Raw genomic sequence first — 15991 nt, forward strand, 5'->3', positions numbered from 1 at the left:
AGCTGCAGTTACTCCTCGCGGTCTGGACCGGCGCCTGTCCCACCTGTCACCGCAACATGCCAGAACTGATAACGACCTGACCAAGCACTACTAGGTCGATGCCGTGGACGAGGGCGGTGCCGTACGCCACGTACACGACGTCGGCGAGCTCGTGCGCCAACCGGTCGAGCGGGCCCCCGACGGCCACCTCGGCGACCTCGGCCGCCTCCTCCGCCAGCAGTTCGCCGCGGTGCGCGGCCAGCTCGGGGGACACCTCGGTCGGCTCGGTACGGGCGTCGAGACCGAAGGCGCGATGGAACTCACGGACGAGGTGGGCGGGAGAGGGACGCATCCCCCGACCCTACCGACCGCCGCCCGGCCCATCCCGTTTCGTGAACCCCCTTGCTCTCGCGGTCCCTTGATGACCTATCAGTTCCCCGGGGGCGGTGTCGGACGCGGTGACCCGGAACCGTACGCTCCGTTGAGTCTTCAAGTGCCCTCCCCCCATGATTGAGGACCGAACGTGAGCGCTGCCCCCACCCCCTCCTCCCACCGGGCCACGTCCCGCGTGACCCGTCGTGCCGTGCTCGGCGCGGCCGGCGCGGTCACCGCCGGCGCCGTGATCACGCCGACGGTGATGGCCACGACCAAGGACTCCGAGCCGTCCCCGGCCGGCCCGGACGACACCGGCGGCGGCACGACGACCGAGACCTTCCCCAGGACCCGCGCCGAGGCCGCCACGGGTGAGGCGCCCGTCGAGGCCGCGTTTCCCATCGGCTACATCGGCGTCGCCTGGGGCGGCACCGACGAGACCACCGGCGGCGGCATCCGGCTCCGGAACGCCGACGGCGGCCAGGGCGCCTGGACACCGCTCGGCGACGGCGGCTGCTCCGTGGCCAACGGCGGCGGCGTGCTGATCACCGCCGGGCAGGCCGCCGGCTACGAGCTGAGGGCACCCGACGGCGCCACCGGCCTGCGCTCGCTGGCGCTCGACACCCGGCACGGGCCGGGCAGGAAGGTGCGGGTACCGACGGACCCGACCCGGGTGCGGGGCGTCGCGTACCTCTCACGGGCCGCGTGGGGCGCCGACGAGAAGCTGCGGTTCAAGCCGGACGGCACGGAGAACTCGCCGACCGCGTTCTATCCGTTCCAGACCATCACCGTGCACCACACGGCCATGGCCAACGACGACCCGGACCCGGCCGCCACCGTCCGCGCGATCTACCAGCTGCACGCGGTCACCAACGACTGGGGCGACATCGGCTACCACTTCCTCATCGACGAGGAAGGACGCATCTACGAGGGCCGCTACTCCGGTGACGACGGCATGCCCGCGCACGACAAGGACGGCAAGGTGGTGACCGCCTTCCACGTCGGCGGGTTCAACTCCGGGAACCTCGGGATCGCGCTGCTCGGCACCTTCACCGAGCACGGGCCGAAGGAGCCGGCCCGTGAAGCGCTCACCCGGCTGGTCCGGGCGCTGACCCGGCTGCACGGGGTCGACCCGCAGGCCCGGGTGACGTACACGAACCCGGTCAACGGCGTGCGGAAGGAGGTCCCGGAGATCAGCGGCCACCGGGACTGGATGGCGACCGAGTGCCCGGGCGCCGTCATGTACCAGGAGCTGGACCGCCTCCGCACCGCGGTGGCGGTCCGCCGCTGAACCGCGACTCGGGGCCGCGGTCCGCGGCCGACCTGAGCCTCGGGGCCGCGATCCTCCGCCGGCCCACGACGTACGGTCCCGGCAGCGCGCGGCCGGGCGGCCCGCTCGGAGACGGGTATCGCCCGGCGCACGCTCGCATCACCCCCGTGTCACGAGCTCGCACCGGATGGGCCCGATCCTGGCCGCCCGTCCGGTGACCTGGCAGGATCTCGCGCATGGTCCAGGTATTCCCCCGCATCGGCGGGCGTCGCGCGCTACTGGGCTCGGCGGCCTCGTTGGTGGTCCTCGGGCTGCTGGCTTGGTGGCTCTGGCCGCGTGAGGCGCCCCCGAGCGGGACGATCACCCTCAGCACGGGAGCCCCGCAGGGCGTCTACCAGGAGTACGGCAAGCTGCTGCGGGACTCCATCGGCGGGGACACGCCCGACCTGCGGATCGCCCTGAGGAGCAGCAACGGGTCCCAGACGAACGTCGAGCGCGTGGCCACCGGAGAAGCCGACTTCGCCATCGCCGCCGCCGACGCCGTGCAGACCTATGTGGACCAGGGCAAGCCCGGCGCCCACAAGCTGCGCGGTCTCGCACGCCTGTACGACGACTATGTGCAGCTGGTGGTCCCGGCCACCTCGCCCATCCAGCGGGTCGCCGATCTGAAGGGCAAGCGGGTGGCCGTCGGTCCCGAGGGCTCGGGGGTGCGGCTGATAGCCGGGAGGGTGCTCGCCGCCGACGGGCTGGACATCGACAAGGACATCGACGCCCGCAGCGACACCATTCGCACCGGCCCCGACGCCCTGCGCGAGGGCAGGCTCGACGCCTTCTTCTGGTCGGGCGGACTGCCCACGAAGGGCCTCGCCGACCTGGCCAAGAAGGACAGGTACGACTTCCGCTTCGTGCCCATCGAGAGCGAGCTCGTGGCGAAGCTGCACGACCAGGGCTCCGTCTACAGCCACTACCGCGCGTCCGTGATGCCGGCCGACGCCTACCCGACGATCCTCAGGGGCTCCACCGTGCCCACGATCACCGTGGCGAACCTGCTGATCACCCGTGAGGACATGGATCCCCGGACGACCGAGTGGCTGACCCGCATGGTCATCAAGAGCCGGGACCGGATCGGCAAGAAGGTCCACGCCGCCCAGCTGGTGGACCTGCGCACCGCGATCTACACCAATCCGCTGCCCCTGCACGAGGGCGCGAAACGGTACTACCAGTCCGTCAAGCCGTAACCCGCCCGCCCGCGGCCGGGCGGCCCTCCGCTTCGCCGGTCAGCCCTGCGGGCGGGACCGCGGCACCGTCACCGTCACCTTGAGGCCGTGCGGCTTGTGGTGGGCGTACGCGATGGAGCCGCCGCCCGCGGCTATCAGGGCCCGCGAGATCGAGAGCCCGAGGCCCGAGCCCTTGATGTTCTGGTGCGCGGTGCTGCGCCAGAAGCGGTCGCCGACGCGCTCCAGCTCCTCGTCGCTGAGGCCGGGGCCGCCGTCGGTGACGACGACCGTGCAGTCGGGGCCGTTCGTGGCGACCGCCACCTCGACGCGCTCTCCGGCGGGCGTGAACTTCAGCGCGTTGTCGATCACCGCGTCGAGGGCGCTGGACAGGGCGACGGGGTCGGCCCAGGCCGTGGTGGCCGGGCAGGTGCCGACCAGCGTCACCCCCTTGCCCTCGGCGAGCGGCGACCAGGACGCGATGCGTTCGGCGGCCAGCTCCCCCACGTCGGTGAGCCGGAGATCGGACTCGGCGTGCTCGGCGAGCGCCAGGTCGAGCAGGTCGTCGAGGACCTGCGCGAGACGTTTGCCCTCGGTGCGGACGGAGGCGATCTCCTCGTTGCCCTCGGGCAGTTCCAGGGCCAGCAGGTCGATGCGCAGCAGCAGCGCGGCCAGCGGGTTGCGCAGCTGGTGGGAGGCGTCGGCGACGAAGGCGCGCTGCTGCTCCAAGACGTCCTCGACGTTGTCGGCCATCTCGTTGAACGACCGTGCGAGGCGCCGCAGTTCGGGCGGTCCGCTGGCGACGGCGACCCGTGACTTCAGCCGTCCGGAGGCGATGGCGTGGGTGGTGGTGTCGAGGACGCGCACGGGCTTGAGGACCCAGCCGGTCAGCCGCAGGGCGGCGCCGACGGCCAGGAGCATCGCGGCGAACTCGCCGGCGACGATGATCAGCCAGCCCCGCAGGATCTTGGAGCGCATCTGGTCGGTGGGCGAGTCGGTGACGACGACGGCGACGACGTCACCGTCGTGGATGACCGGGGAGGCGACCACGAGACGGCCGCGCTGCCACGGCCACACCTGCTCCGGGTCGTGGGGGCGCCGCCCGAGCAGCGCCTCGTCGAACGCGTCCTTGCCCTCGCCGGCCCGGGGCGCGTCCCAGTTGTACGGAGCGTTGGCCATGGTGGCCCCGTCACGGTAGAAGACACCGGCCTTGATGCCGTACACGCTGTGGTACTGCTCCAGCTCCCGCTTGAGGGTCTCCCGGCGGCCGTCGCCCGAGGTGTCCGTCCGGGACCGGCTCGGGGACTCGGTGACGAACTGCGCGAGGGCCGCGAAGCGCGCCGTGTCGTCGATGCGGTCGACGACGACCTCCTGTTGGCGCGCCGCCGCCAGGCTCACCGCCAACGGGATGCCGAGTGCCAGCAGCACGGCGGCCATCAGGACGATGAGCAGCGGAAGAAGACGAGTGCGCACGCGGGAACGCTACGGCGTCGGGGCCACCAGCCGGTAGCCGACCCCGCGCACGGTCTCGATCAGGGCGGGCATCCGCAGCTTCGACCGCAGGGAGGCGACGTGCACTTCGAGGGTGCGCCCGGTCCCCTCCCAACTGGTACGCCACACCTCGCTGATGATCTGCTCCCGGCGGAACACCACACCGGGGCGCTGGGCCAGCAGCGCGAGGAGATCGAACTCCTTGCGGGTCAGCTGGACGACCACGCCGTCCACGCTGACCTGCCGGGTGGGCAGCTCGATGAGCACCGGCCCGAGGCGCAGCCCGCTGTCGCCGGGGGCGGCGGACTCGTCGGGGACCCGGCGCCGGGCGACGGCGTGGATCCGGGCGAGCAGTTCGCCGGTGTCGTACGGCTTGACCACGTAGTCGTCGGCCCCGAGGTTGAGGCCGTGGATGCGGGAGCGCACGTCGGAGCGGGCGGTCACCATGATCACCGGGATGCTGGTGCGCTTGCGGATCTTGCCGCAGACCTCGTAGCCGTCCTGGTCGGGCAGGCCGAGGTCGAGGAGGACGACGCCGAAGCCGGCGCCTTCCGGGACGAGCGCCTGGAGGGCCTCCTCGCCGCTGCGGGCATGGGTGACGTCGAAGCCGTGCCTGGCCAGGACCGCGGACAGCGCGGCCGCGACGTGGTTGTCGTCCTCGACGAGGAGCAGCCTCATTCCGGCCCCCTCCGGTTCGGTCGGGCTTACGTTTGTCGGGCGTACGTTCGGTCGTACATACGCTCTCGGCTGGCACACCTTACGCGCCGCACCCTGGCCGCGGTCGATTTCCCGAACACTCGTGCGTGTGACGAGGGGGCATGCGGGGACCCGGCTGCTGTAGTCCGCCCACCTGGGCAGTGACACCGATGAGTGAGGACGCCGTCAAGGCCGTACAGGTTCCGCGAGGGTTCCGTTACCCAGCCGAAACGCCCCCGCGCGGGACCGCTACGCGCAGTGTCCGACTGCTACCAGATCGTTATGCTCAATTTCCCCTCAGATGTAATGACGCTGGTCGTCGCCGGTCACTACTGTCCTCCGAAACCGAGGAGGACGGAGCCAGAAAGCGATGACCGAAGTTTCGGTGGTCAAGGACGCGGTGCCCGCGACCGACGACCTGGTCGTCCTGAAGAGCGTCAACAAGCACTTCGGCGCGTTGCACGTACTCCAGGACATCGATCTGACGATCACCAGGGGCGAGGTCGTCGTGGTGATCGGGCCCTCCGGGTCCGGTAAGTCCACCCTGTGCCGCACCATCAACCGGCTGGAGTCGATCGACTCCGGCGAGATCCTGATCGACGGCAAACCGCTGCCCGCCGAGGGCAAGGCGCTCGCACGGCTGCGGGCCGACGTCGGCATGGTGTTCCAGTCGTTCAATCTCTTCGCGCACAAGACCGTGCTCGAGAACGTGATGCTGGGACAGCTCAAGGTCCGCAAGGCCGACAAGAAGCAGGCCGAGGAGAAGGCGCGCGGCCTGCTCGACCGGGTCGGCGTGGGCACCCAGGCGGACAAGTACCCCGCGCAGCTCTCGGGCGGTCAACAGCAGCGTGTCGCGATCGCGCGGGCGCTGGCGATGGACCCGAAGGTCATGCTCTTCGACGAGCCGACCTCGGCCCTCGACCCCGAGATGATCAACGAGGTCCTGGAGGTCATGCAGCAGCTCGCCCGCGACGGCATGACCATGGTCGTGGTCACCCACGAGATGGGCTTCGCCCGTTCGGCCGCCAACCGGGTGGTGTTCATGGCGGACGGCCGCATCGTCGAAGAGGCTGTGCCGGACCAGTTCTTCAGCAACCCCCGCAGCGACCGGGCCAAGGACTTCCTTTCCAAGATCCTGCACCACTGACCGCCCGACGAGGCCGGTCCCGGCCCCAGGCACCCACACCATGACGGTCCGCATCTTCACCAGTCAAAGGATGTTCACCATGAAGCTTCGCAAGGCAAGCGCCGCCGCCTCCGCCGCGATCGTCCTCGCCCTGACCGCCACGGCCTGCGGTGGCGGCGACAAGGACGACAACGGCAGCGGCGGTGACGGCAACGGCAAGGTCACCATCGGCATCAAGGTCGACCAGCCGGGCCTCGGCCAGGAGACCCCGGACGGTTACGCGGGCTTCGATGTCGACGTCGCCAAGTACGTGGCCAAGGAACTCGGCTACGACGAGGGTGACATCGAGTTCAAGGAAGCGCCGAGCGCGGAGCGCGAGAACCTGCTCCGCCGCGGTGACGTGGACTTCATCGTCGCCACGTACTCGATCACGCCCGAGCGCAAGGAGAAGGTCTCCTTCGCCGGCCCGTACTTCCTCGCCCACCAGGACCTCCTCATCCGGGCTGATGACAACATCACCAAGGGCGAGGACCTGAACGGCAAGAAGCTCTGCTCGGTCACCGGTTCCACCTCGGCGCAGAACGTCAAGAACAAGATCGCCCCGAAGGCCCAGCTGCAGGAGTACGGCGGCTACTCGGAGTGCCTGAGCGGCCTGGAGAGCGGCGCCGTCGACGCCCTCACCACGGACGACTCGATCCTCGCCGGCTACGCGGCCCAGGAGCAGTACAAGGGCAAGTTCAAGCTCGCCGGGCTCAGCCTGAGCGACGAGAACTACGGCATCGGCATCAAGAAGGGCGACACGGAACTCCAGGGCAAGATCAACGCCGCGCTGGAGAAGATGGTCAAGGACGGCGCCTGGGAGAAGTCCGTCAAGGAGAACTTCGGCCCGGCCAACTACAAGAACGAGCCCGCCCCGGCCATCACCGAGAAGAGCTGACGGTTCCCTGACGGGGGGCCACCGGCTCGGTGACGCGCCGCCCCACCTGGGGCGGCGCGTCGCGCCCAACGACACACGCGGAAGCGCGGGAGATCGTGTTCGACTTTCTTTCTGACTATCACAACCCAAGTCTGTTGGGTGCCTTCTGGGTGACGGTGCAGCTCACCGTGTTCTCGGCCATCGGCTCCCTTGTCTGGGGCACCATGCTGGCCGCGATGCGGGTCAGCCCCGTCCCTCTGATGCGGGGCTTCGGCACCGCCTACGTGAATCTGGTGCGGAACATCCCGCTCACCGTCATCATCCTCTTCACCTCGCTGGGTCTGGCCGACACGTTCGGTGTCTCCATGGGTGCGCCTGACGACGTCAAGACGAGGGTGTTCCGACTGGCCATCCTCGGCCTGATCGCGTACCACGCGGCCTTCGTCTGTGAAGCGTTGCGCTCCGGCATCAACACCGTGCCCGTCGGCCAGGCGGAGGCGGCCCGCGCCATCGGCCTGTCGTTCACCCAGGTCCTCACCCTGGTCGTGCTCCCTCAGGCCTTCCGTTCGGTCGTCGCACCACTGACCAACGTACTGATCGCACTGACCAAGAACACCACCGTCGCCGCGGTGATCGGCGTGGGCGAGGCGGCCTACCTGATGAAGGAAATGATCGAGAACGAAGCCGAGCTGCTCCTCATCTCCGCGATCTTCGCGGTCGGCTTCGTGATCCTCACCCTGCCGACCGGTCTGATCCTCGGATGGGTGGCCAAGCGCGTGGCGGTGAAGCGATGACTTCCGTTCTGTACGACGCCCCCGGCCCCAATGCCAAGAAGCGCAACGTCGTCTACACCGTGGCGTTCGTGGCCGTCATGGCCCTGGTCGCCTGGTGGTTGATCTCCGTCATGGTCGACAAGGGCCAGTTCGACTGGGCCAAGTGGAAGCCGTTCATTACCTCCGAGGCATGGGAAACGTATCTGCTTCCCGCGCTCGGCAACACGCTGAAGGCAGCGGCGCTCGCTCTGGTCATCGCCCTTCCGCTCGGTGCCCTCTTCGGTATCGCCCGGCTCTCCGACCACAAGTGGATCCGGGTTCCGGCCGGTGTGGTGGTGGAATTCTTCCGCGCCATCCCCGTCCTGATCCTGATGCTCTTCGCGAACGAGCTCTACGCGTCCTTCACCGACGTCAGCAGCGACATCCGCCCGCTGTACGCGGTGGTCACCGGCCTGGTCCTCTACAACGCCTCGGTCCTCGCCGAGGTGGTGCGGGCAGGCATCCTGTCCCTCCCGAAGGGGCAGACCGAGGCGGCTCAGGCCATCGGCCTGCGTAAGGGCCAGACGATGACGAACGTCCTGCTGCCGCAGGCCGTGACCGCGATGCTGCCGGCGATCGTCAGCCAACTCGTCGTCATCGTGAAGGACACCGCCCTGGGTGGTGCCTTGATCGGCTACGCGGAGCTCCTGCGCTCCGTGCGGACGATGAGCGGGTACTACGCGAACGTCATCCCCACCTTCATCGTCGTCGCCGTGCTGTACATCGCGCTGAACTTCCTGCTCACCAGCTTCGCCAGCTGGCTGGAGCGCAGGATCCGCGGCGGCAAGCGCTCCACCGGTGCCGTGGTGGGCGCCGCCCAGCTCGACGAGTTGGAGACCGTGGGGCCCGAGCCGACCACCGACAAGAAGACGGGGCCGTAGCCGCCTTCGAGTGATCGATCCGCGCAGCCAGAACGGAGCGGTCCTCGGTTCTTCCCTCGAGGAAGGACCGAGGACCGCTCCGTGTCGTTTCAGCCGATGGGCTTGATGGACGTGCTGCCGGAGGCGCCGTCCGCGTTGAGCTGGTGGATGGTCAGGGTGACGTTCGCCTTCAGGTCGCCCATGGGCGACAGCACGACGGACTTGTTGCATCCCTTGACGGTGGTCTCGACCGTGTCGACGGTCTTCCCCCACTTGACGGAGGCACGCGCCTTCCACCAGGCGCACTTCTTGTACGTGATGCGGATCGAATGCTTCCGCAGGTTCTTGAGGGAAGTGCTGCGATACTGCTTGTCGACCCAGGTGTACGGGTAAACGATGATCTTGATTTTGCCCTGGCGCTTGCCCAGGTACTTCTCGGTGGGACCGTCGGCCGTCGCCGCGGGAACGGCCAGCGCGGAAGCAAGCACCGCCGTCCCCATGACCATGGCGCCACGGCGCACCGCTCCGCCCATGCCCTTGCCGTACATCAATGGCTCCCTTCAGAAGCCTCTTGTTCGAACCATCGGGTGATCTTGAGAGCTGGGGCGCCTCAGGCGGGGTAGTCGCCCCAGTTCCAGCGCCAGGTGTCCTTGAACGGCGTCCTCTTGGCGTCGCTGTAGACGATGGTCGACGTGGCCCAGAACTGCTTGCACTTGTTCTTTGGCGGCATCCCCTGGATGACAGTCGAGTACGGCGCCTTCTTGCTCGCCACGTTGACCCGGTAGACGCGCTTCTTGGTGGTGGTGCAGTAGATCTCGCCGCTGAAGTTGGCGATCTTCCGGCCCTTCTTGCAGCCCTTCGCCGTCTTGAACCACACCTTGAGGTAGGTGCCGAACTGGTCCGAGTCGTACCACGCCTTCAGTTCCGGAGCTCCGCACTTGGCCTTGACCGCCGCGGCCGGCGCCGCGACGGGCGCGGCCTCCGCGGCGGGCGCCGCCATGACGCCCATCGCCAGAGCGCAGACAGCGGCGGCGACCGCACGCCCCGCTCTGCTGCTCGTCCTGTTCCCCGTCATGACGTTCCCTTCTCATCCAGAACGGTGTGTACGGCCATCACTGTGGCTCGGACGGATGCGAGGGAATCTCCCCGGCAAGGGGGAGGCCCGAAAGGTCACCCCTGGAAAGGGGATTGACATGAAGGGGGACGACCGAGGAGCGGGGGTCCGTCACGGCACACGCCCTCCCCAAAGGCCGATTGACGCGTTCTCGCGAGAGCCGGAGGATCGGGCCGAAGCCACGTCGAATGCCGACCCGCTCGGCGACGGCGGCTCAGGTGCCATCACGCTCGTGACGACCACAACGGGGACCGGATGCTACGGGTGGGAATCATCAACGACAGATCGCTCTCGCGCGCGGGTCTGCGCGGGATGCTTCAGGCCCTGCCCCCGGAGACAGCACACGAACTGCGCAGCAGTGTCGTGTGCGAGGGAAGGGTCGACCAGGCGCCGGCGCTCGTGCGCGTCACCCGCCCCGATCTCCTGGTCAGCGGTGACACCTGCGGTCAATCCTCACTCGTGCTCCTGAAGTCACTCGCCCGGCTGGCACACCCTCCGTTGGTCCTGGTCATCGGTGAACGCGTCTCGGAGAGAGACGCCCGCACCCTCCTCTGCCACGGCGCCGCGGGCATCCTGCTGCACCGCTCCGCGGCCAGGAACCTCGCCTGGGCCCTGGCCGCCGTCGTGGAAGGCAGCCGTGCGCTTTCCCCCGAGCTCGCCGACGCGGTCATCAACGGACGTTCGGACGTGCCGCACGGCCCGGGCACGGACAGGGAACGCCTCCGCAGTCTCAGCCCGCGCGAACTCGAAGTCCTCGCCCTGATCGGGGACGGTCTTCCGAACCGTGCCATCGCCGAGACACTCCACATCAGCCCCGACACGGTGAAGGACCACGTGCGCGCCCTGTGCGGCAAACTCAACGCCACCAGCCGCATCCAGGCCGCCCGCATCGCCTGGCAGGCCGGGGTCGTCCCGGCCGCCGTCTGACCGGCGACGCTCGCGCGATCAGCCCCGGTCCGCGTGCCGCTGCTCCTCTGGCGACCTCGCTATGGGTCCTTGCCTCAACGCATCGTCGTCAGGCTTCGGCCCGCCACCGTCGCCGTCACTTGACGCAAGCACCGGCAATGGGTTGCATACGTTCTGTGATCGTGCACCCTGCTCCAACTTCTTGTTCACCTACGTCCTCCGGGACGCCGCTGCGGGCAGGGGGCGCCGCGCCGTGGACCCGGTGATCATTGTCGGGGCGGGGCCCGTGGGGCTCACGCTCGCGCTGGCGTTGGCGCGTCAGGATGTGCCGTCCGTCGTCCTCGACGAGGGGCCGGGCAAGGACGAGCAGCGGCTCGCGCGGACCGTCGTACTGCAGGAGGACACCGCCGCTCTGCTGGAACGATTGTCCGGCGTCCCCCTCACGGAAGGGGGACATCGCTGGACCGGATGGCGGTCGATGCGACGCAAGCAGACGGTGCGTCAGGTGCGGTTCGGGGAGATCGACCCCGACGAGATGGACGGCTCCGCCCGGGAAGGGGCGAGGGGCCCCCGCAATGGCGCCGACGACACGGTCGAGGGCTCCGCCGGCCTCCCCCCGCTCCACATCCCGCAGCACGTCCTGACGACCGCGCTGCGCGACGCCATCGCCGGGGAGCGGCTCGTCAGGGTCGCCGTGGAGAGCCGCGTGGACGCCATCGAGCAGGAGGCGTCCGGGGTCACGGCCCACACGCGCGGCCCCAAGAGCACCTGGTGGCGAGGCAGTTTCCTCGTGGGGTGCGATGGGCCGCGTTCCACCGTGCGCAAGCTCCAGGACATCCGCTTCCCGGGTCGCACGGCCGTGGAACGGCACGCCGTGGCGGCGCTCCGCGTGGAACTCCCCTGGCCAGGTGAAGCGTTGCTGCACCGTATGCCGCCGTGGCGGACATCGGGCCCCTTCGGCGGTGAGGTGACCGCTCGGCCGCTCGACGACGGGGTCTGGCGCCTGGACTGGCTGCTGCCGCCGGGCAAGGACCTCGTGACCCCCGAACTCCTCGTGACCCGCGTCCGGGAGACCCTCGCGGGCTGGTCGGGGGGCACCACACCGCCGTACGACCTGCTGGACACCGGCGTGCACACCGTTCACCACCGGCTCGCCCGGCGGTGGCGGGTCGGCCGGGTGTTCCTCGCCGGGGACGCCGCCCATCTGCTCGGCGCGCTCGGCACCCAGGGGCTCGACGAAGGGCTGCGCGACGCCGACAACCTCGCCTGGAAGCTGGCGCTGGCCTGGCACAGCGGCCCGCACGAGGCGCTGCTCGACAGCTATCAGGCGGAACGCCGCGCGGTCGTCGCCGCCCGGCTGCGCGCCGCCGACCAGGCGCTGCCCCTGCTGCGCGGCGGCAAGGGGCTGCGGTCGTACGTCCCGGGTTCCGGCCGGGGCCATGACGCGCTGCTCGCCGACGCGCACCTGGGGCGCGGCCCGCTGGGCGCGCCCGGGGCGTACACCGACTCGCCGCTCATGGCTCCGCCCGCCGCCTCCGAGGCCCCGATCGACACCCTGCCGGGCGCCCAGGTGGTCGATGTCGAGGTGACCGCCGAGGACGGAACGTTCGTCCCGCTGCGGGATCGGCTCGGGCGAGGGGCGCTACTGGTGGTGCTGATCGCGCCGGGTACGGGTGTGTGGGAACGCAAGCACTGGGTGAGCGCCGGGATCATGCCCCGGCTCGCGGCCGCGGTGTCCGCCCTGCCGCACTCCGCGGAGCTGCTGGTCGCCGAGAGCTATCCGGGTGCGGCCGCCCACACCGTGCTCCTCGTACGGCCCGACGGCCACCTGGTCACCGCTTTGAACGGGGTGCGTCCGGCCGATCTGTACGCGGCGGCGGAGGCCGCCCTGGGCGGGGCCGGGCGGCAGCCCGAGACCACGGAGGCGACTACGGCATCGCGCTGAATCGCATGCCGCGCGGACTCCTGTCCCCGCTGCTCCTCGGGCTCACCGTCACGATGGGTCCACATGGTGACGGTGAGTTGACCGGTCCGGACTCTCATGGTGTACTCCGGACCGTGATCGACACCTCTACGCGCCTGTGGCGGAGGGTCCACATGGACCTCGTCCGCTACGCGGGCTGCGTGTGTCGGCCGTCCTGCTGATTCGCATCCCTCTTTCCCGCGCGCGCCAGCGCTGGTGTGCTGCCGCGCGCTCCCGCGAACCCCTTTCAGGACGGTACCCGTGTCTGTCTCTCCCGCTGTCTCCGCGGCTTCCGCCGCCTCCCCGGCTTCCCCCGCTCCGGCTTCTACCCTTCCGGCTTCTTCCGCTCCCAGCCAGGCCGAGCTGCTCGACTTCGCGCGCCGGACGGCCGCCGACGCCGAGCTGATCGCGTCGCTTCCGCTCGACCCCGAGGGGCGCACATGGGTGCGGCTCGAAGGGCCCGGTGGCAGCGAGGCATGGCTCATCGGGTGGCCACCGGGCACCGGCACCGGCTGGCACGACCACGCCGACTCGGTGGGCGCGTTCGTCACCGCCGCCGGCGAGCTGAAGGAGTACTCCCTCGCCGCCCGGCTGCCCACCGACGGCTGGAAGACCCTCGAACTCAATGAGGGTGTCGACCGCGAACGGCGGCTGTCCGCCGGCAAGGGCCGCTCCTTCGGCCACCACCATGTGCACGAGGTGCTCAACGAGTCCGCCGACGAGCACGCAATCTCGGTGCACGCCTACTACCCGCCCCTCCCCCGCATCCGCCGCTACAGCCGCACGGGTCAGGTACTGCGTCTCGAGCACGTCGAGCGCCCGGAGGACTGGCAGTGAGCACCCGCTCGGACAACTGCTGAGGGACGGCGGTGGGAGCCGCGACAGCTGAGCTCTCTCGCGCTCAGTACCCGTCCTCCAGTCCCTCGGTGTCCTCCCCCTCTTCCTCCAGCGCCTGTCGGACCACCCGCAGGGCCATACCCTCCGGGTAGCCCTTGCGGGCGAGCATGCCCGCCAGGCGGCGGAGGCGCTTGTCACGGTCGAGGCCCCGGGTGGAGCGCAGCTTGCGGGCCACGAGCTCGCGCGCGGTCGCCTCCTCCTGGTCGGAGTCGAGCTGGGCGACGGCCTCGTCGATGAGGGCCGCGTCGACACCCTTGGTGCGCAGCTCCCGGGCGAGGGCCCTGCGGGCAAGGCCCCGTCCGTGGTGGCGGGACTCCACCCAGGCGTCCGCGAACGCGCTGTCGTTGATCAGCCCGACCTCCTCGAAGCGGGACAGCACCTCGTCCGCCACGTCGTCGGGGATCTCCCGTTTGCGCAGGGCGTCGGCGAGTTGCTTGCGGGTCCGCGGGGTCCCGGTGAGCAGGCGCAGGCAGATCGCCCGTGCCCGCTCAGCCGGGTCCCCTGAGGACTCCCCTTTCTCGGCCCTCGACGAGAAAGACGAACCCCCGTCCTGTGGCCCCGCGTCGTCACGCGGGTCGCTGGCGGACTCCCCGAAGCCACGCCGTCGCCCCCCGCGGCCTCGTCGGCCGCGTGTCTCACCGGCGCCGCTCCACGAGGTGCCGCCGCCACGTCCACGGCCGCCGCGCGCCCCCTGCCCGGAGGACCGGCCCTCCTCCGGCCGACCGGCCGTGTCCCCGTCGCCGGTGTGACCGTCGTACGGGGCGTCCCCGTGGGCGCCGGTGGCCGGTTCGTCGTCGTACGGCTCCGCCGTGCCGTACGACGCCCCGTCGTCGTACGGTCCGTACCCTTCTGCGGCGGACCCCCCGGTACCCCTGCGCCCCCGGCTGTCGGAGGCACTGGGGTATGCGTACTCGCCCCAGTCCGTTCTGCGTGTCACGGACTAGCTCTTGGCCGCCGCGGCCTTGGTCTTGGCGGTCTTGGCAGCGGGGGCCGGCACCGACTTCGGGTCGTCGGCGGGTGCGGCGGAGGCTGCGGCGTCCGCGCCCGGTTCGGCGGTGGGCTCCTCGGGCCGTACGCCGACGCCCAGCTTCTCCTTGATCTTCTTCTCGATCTCGTTGGCGAGGTCGGGGTTGTCCTTCAGGAAGTTCCGGGCGTTCTCCTTGCCCTGGCCGAGCTGGTCGCCCTCGTACGTGTACCAGGCGCCGGCCTTGCGGACGAAGCCGTGCTCCACGCCCATGTCGATCAGACCGCCCTCGCGGCTGATGCCCTGGCCGTAGAGGATGTCGAACTCGGCCTGCTTGAAGGGGGGCGCGACCTTGTTCTTGACGACCTTGCAGCGGGTGCGGTTGCCGACCGCCTCGGTGCCGTCCTTGAGGGTCTCGATGCGACGGATGTCGATACGCACCGAGGCGTAGAACTTCAGCGCGCGGCCACCGGTCGTGGTCTCCGGGGAGCCGAACATCACACCGATCTTCTCGCGGAGCTGGTTGATGAAGATCGCGGTGGTCTTGGACTGGTTGAGCGCACTGGTGATCTTCCGGAGGGCCTGGCTCATCAGTCGGGCCTGCAGACCCACGTGGCTGTCACCCATCTCGCCCTCGATCTCCGCGCGCGGGACGAGCGCGGCGACGGAGTCGATGACGATGAGGTCGAGGGCGCCGGAGCGGACCAGCATGTCCACGATCTCCAGGGCCTGCTCGCCGTTGTCCGGCTGCGACAGGATGAGGTTGTCGATGTCGACGCCGAGCTTCTTCGCGTACTCGGGGTCGAGGGCGTGCTCGGCGTCCACGAAGGCGACCTGGCCGCCGGCCTTCTGGGCGTTCGCCACCGCGTGGAGGGTCAGGGTCGTCTTACCGGAGGACTCGGGGCCGTAGATCTCCACCACTCGGCCGCGCGGCAGGCCGCCGACACCGAGGGCCACGTCCAGCGCGGTCGACCCGGTCGGGATGACCTCGATGGGCTCCTTCGACCGCTCGCCCATGCGCATGACCGCGCCCTTGCCGAATTGTCGTTCAATCTGTGCGAGCGCGGCGTCGAGCGCCTTCTCGCGGTCGGTTCCTGCCATGGGTTCCACCCGATTTGCTTGAGTCGATCGCTTCACGTGAAAGACGCTAACGCCTGCCACTGACAATGGGCCCCGACGCCCGCCCGGCCTGTGGATAACTCGGGTACTTCTCTACGTAGACCCTGTCGAACTACCCGTCGAGAGGCTCGTCGGCGCCTCCATAAGAATGGATGTTCGATTTTGGTGTCAAGCTCACCACGCGGTCCCCGGGGAGGTCCGGAAGGGTGGATTCAGCTCACGGCGACGGCGGCCGGCGCCTGCCCCGGGCACCCGAGCCGGCCACCGGGCCACTGGGCCCGGGGAGGACGTC

16 protein-coding genes and 1 pseudogene are annotated in these 15991 nt (G+C 69.9%); 10 read left to right on the forward strand and 7 right to left on the reverse strand.

Going from position 1 to position 15991, the window contains the following annotated elements; translation table 11 throughout:
- Window positions 1-91: 91 nt before the first annotated feature.
- Window positions 92-331: pseudogene (locus tag ACZ4Z2_RS36300) on the reverse strand (pyrophosphohydrolase domain-containing protein); the annotation flags it as partial.
- A gap of 171 nt (window positions 332-502) precedes the next feature.
- Between ACZ4Z2_RS36300 and ACZ4Z2_RS36305 the strand changes: the two are divergent.
- Together ACZ4Z2_RS36305 and ACZ4Z2_RS36310 are read left to right on the forward strand one after the other, a co-directional pair.
- Entirely contained in the window at window positions 503-1642 is a 1140-nt protein-coding gene (locus ACZ4Z2_RS36305) for a peptidoglycan recognition protein family protein (protein WP_468081960.1), read from the forward strand.
- Between the two features lie 215 nt (window positions 1643-1857).
- Window positions 1858-2859, forward strand: coding sequence for a TAXI family TRAP transporter solute-binding subunit (locus ACZ4Z2_RS36310; RefSeq protein ID WP_468081961.1), 1002 nt, complete (start codon window positions 1858-1860; stop codon window positions 2857-2859).
- 39 nt (window positions 2860-2898) lie between these two features.
- Here ACZ4Z2_RS36310 and ACZ4Z2_RS36315 read toward each other — a convergent pair whose 3' ends face one another.
- Together ACZ4Z2_RS36315 and ACZ4Z2_RS36320 are read right to left on the reverse strand one after the other, a co-directional pair.
- Window positions 2899-4308 (reverse strand): HAMP domain-containing sensor histidine kinase, encoded by a 1410-nt coding sequence (locus ACZ4Z2_RS36315; RefSeq protein WP_468081962.1) that lies wholly within the window; start codon window positions 4306-4308, stop codon window positions 2899-2901.
- Window positions 4309-4317: 9 nt separating this feature from the next.
- Window positions 4318-5004: a response regulator transcription factor gene (locus tag ACZ4Z2_RS36320; RefSeq protein WP_468081964.1), complete on the reverse strand. Its 687-nt coding sequence runs from the start codon at window positions 5002-5004 to the stop codon at window positions 4318-4320.
- A 388-nt stretch (window positions 5005-5392) separates the two neighbouring features.
- Here ACZ4Z2_RS36320 and ACZ4Z2_RS36325 point away from each other — a divergent pair, with 388 nt between their 5' ends.
- From ACZ4Z2_RS36325 to ACZ4Z2_RS36340, 4 genes are all read left to right on the forward strand, one after another.
- Window positions 5393-6169 carry an amino acid ABC transporter ATP-binding protein gene (locus tag ACZ4Z2_RS36325; RefSeq protein WP_468081966.1) on the forward strand — a complete coding sequence of 259 codons (777 nt, stop codon included), beginning with the start codon at window positions 5393-5395 and terminating at the stop codon, window positions 6167-6169.
- Between the two features lie 79 nt (window positions 6170-6248).
- Complete coding sequence (locus tag ACZ4Z2_RS36330; protein ID WP_468081968.1) at window positions 6249-7085, forward strand: glutamate ABC transporter substrate-binding protein; 837 nt, start codon at window positions 6249-6251, stop codon at window positions 7083-7085.
- A 95-nt stretch (window positions 7086-7180) separates the two neighbouring features.
- A complete protein-coding gene (locus ACZ4Z2_RS36335; protein WP_468081990.1) occupies window positions 7181-7858 on the forward strand; it encodes an amino acid ABC transporter permease in 678 nt (225 codons plus the stop codon).
- Window positions 7855-8757, forward strand: a complete 903-nt coding sequence (locus ACZ4Z2_RS36340) for an amino acid ABC transporter permease (RefSeq protein ID WP_468081969.1) — start codon at window positions 7855-7857, stop codon at window positions 8755-8757. Before ACZ4Z2_RS36335 ends, ACZ4Z2_RS36340 begins: the two co-directional genes overlap by 4 nt.
- 89 nt (window positions 8758-8846) lie before the next feature.
- On the opposite strand, the gene ACZ4Z2_RS36345 is transcribed toward ACZ4Z2_RS36340, so the two are convergent.
- Both ACZ4Z2_RS36345 and ACZ4Z2_RS36350 read right to left on the reverse strand, forming a co-directional pair.
- Window positions 8847-9284, reverse strand: coding sequence for a hypothetical protein (locus ACZ4Z2_RS36345; RefSeq protein ID WP_468081971.1), 438 nt, complete (start codon window positions 9282-9284; stop codon window positions 8847-8849).
- 62 nt (window positions 9285-9346) lie between these two features.
- Window positions 9347-9811 (reverse strand): hypothetical protein, encoded by a 465-nt coding sequence (locus ACZ4Z2_RS36350; protein WP_468081972.1) that lies wholly within the window; start codon window positions 9809-9811, stop codon window positions 9347-9349.
- A 294-nt stretch (window positions 9812-10105) separates the two neighbouring features.
- Here ACZ4Z2_RS36350 and ACZ4Z2_RS36355 point away from each other — a divergent pair, with 294 nt between their 5' ends.
- From ACZ4Z2_RS36355 to ACZ4Z2_RS36370, 4 genes are all read left to right on the forward strand, one after another.
- Window positions 10106-10777, forward strand: a complete 672-nt coding sequence (locus ACZ4Z2_RS36355; RefSeq protein WP_468081974.1) for a response regulator transcription factor — start codon at window positions 10106-10108, stop codon at window positions 10775-10777.
- Between the two features lie 232 nt (window positions 10778-11009).
- On the forward strand, window positions 11010-12701 hold the full coding sequence (locus tag ACZ4Z2_RS36360; protein WP_468081975.1) for an FAD-dependent monooxygenase: 1692 nt from the start codon (window positions 11010-11012) through the stop codon (window positions 12699-12701).
- 53 nt (window positions 12702-12754) lie between these two features.
- The gene (locus tag ACZ4Z2_RS36365) at window positions 12755-12901 is read left to right on the forward strand and encodes a putative leader peptide (protein ID WP_468081991.1); all 147 of its coding nucleotides are present in this window, start codon (window positions 12755-12757) and stop codon (window positions 12899-12901) included.
- A gap of 79 nt (window positions 12902-12980) precedes the next feature.
- Complete coding sequence (locus ACZ4Z2_RS36370) at window positions 12981-13556, forward strand: cupin domain-containing protein (protein WP_468081977.1); 576 nt, start codon at window positions 12981-12983, stop codon at window positions 13554-13556.
- Between the two features lie 64 nt (window positions 13557-13620).
- Here the strand turns inward: ACZ4Z2_RS36370 and recX are convergent, their stop codons facing one another.
- Both recX and recA read right to left on the reverse strand, forming a co-directional pair.
- The gene (gene recX / locus ACZ4Z2_RS36375; protein WP_468081978.1) at window positions 13621-14553 is read right to left on the reverse strand and encodes a recombination regulator RecX; all 933 of its coding nucleotides are present in this window, start codon (window positions 14551-14553) and stop codon (window positions 13621-13623) included.
- Between the two features lie 3 nt (window positions 14554-14556).
- Entirely contained in the window at window positions 14557-15681 is a 1125-nt protein-coding gene (recA, locus tag ACZ4Z2_RS36380) for a recombinase RecA (RefSeq protein WP_468081979.1), read from the reverse strand.
- Window positions 15682-15991: the final 310 nt, after the last annotated feature.

The organism is Streptomyces sp. NPDC030183, from assembly GCF_055573455.1.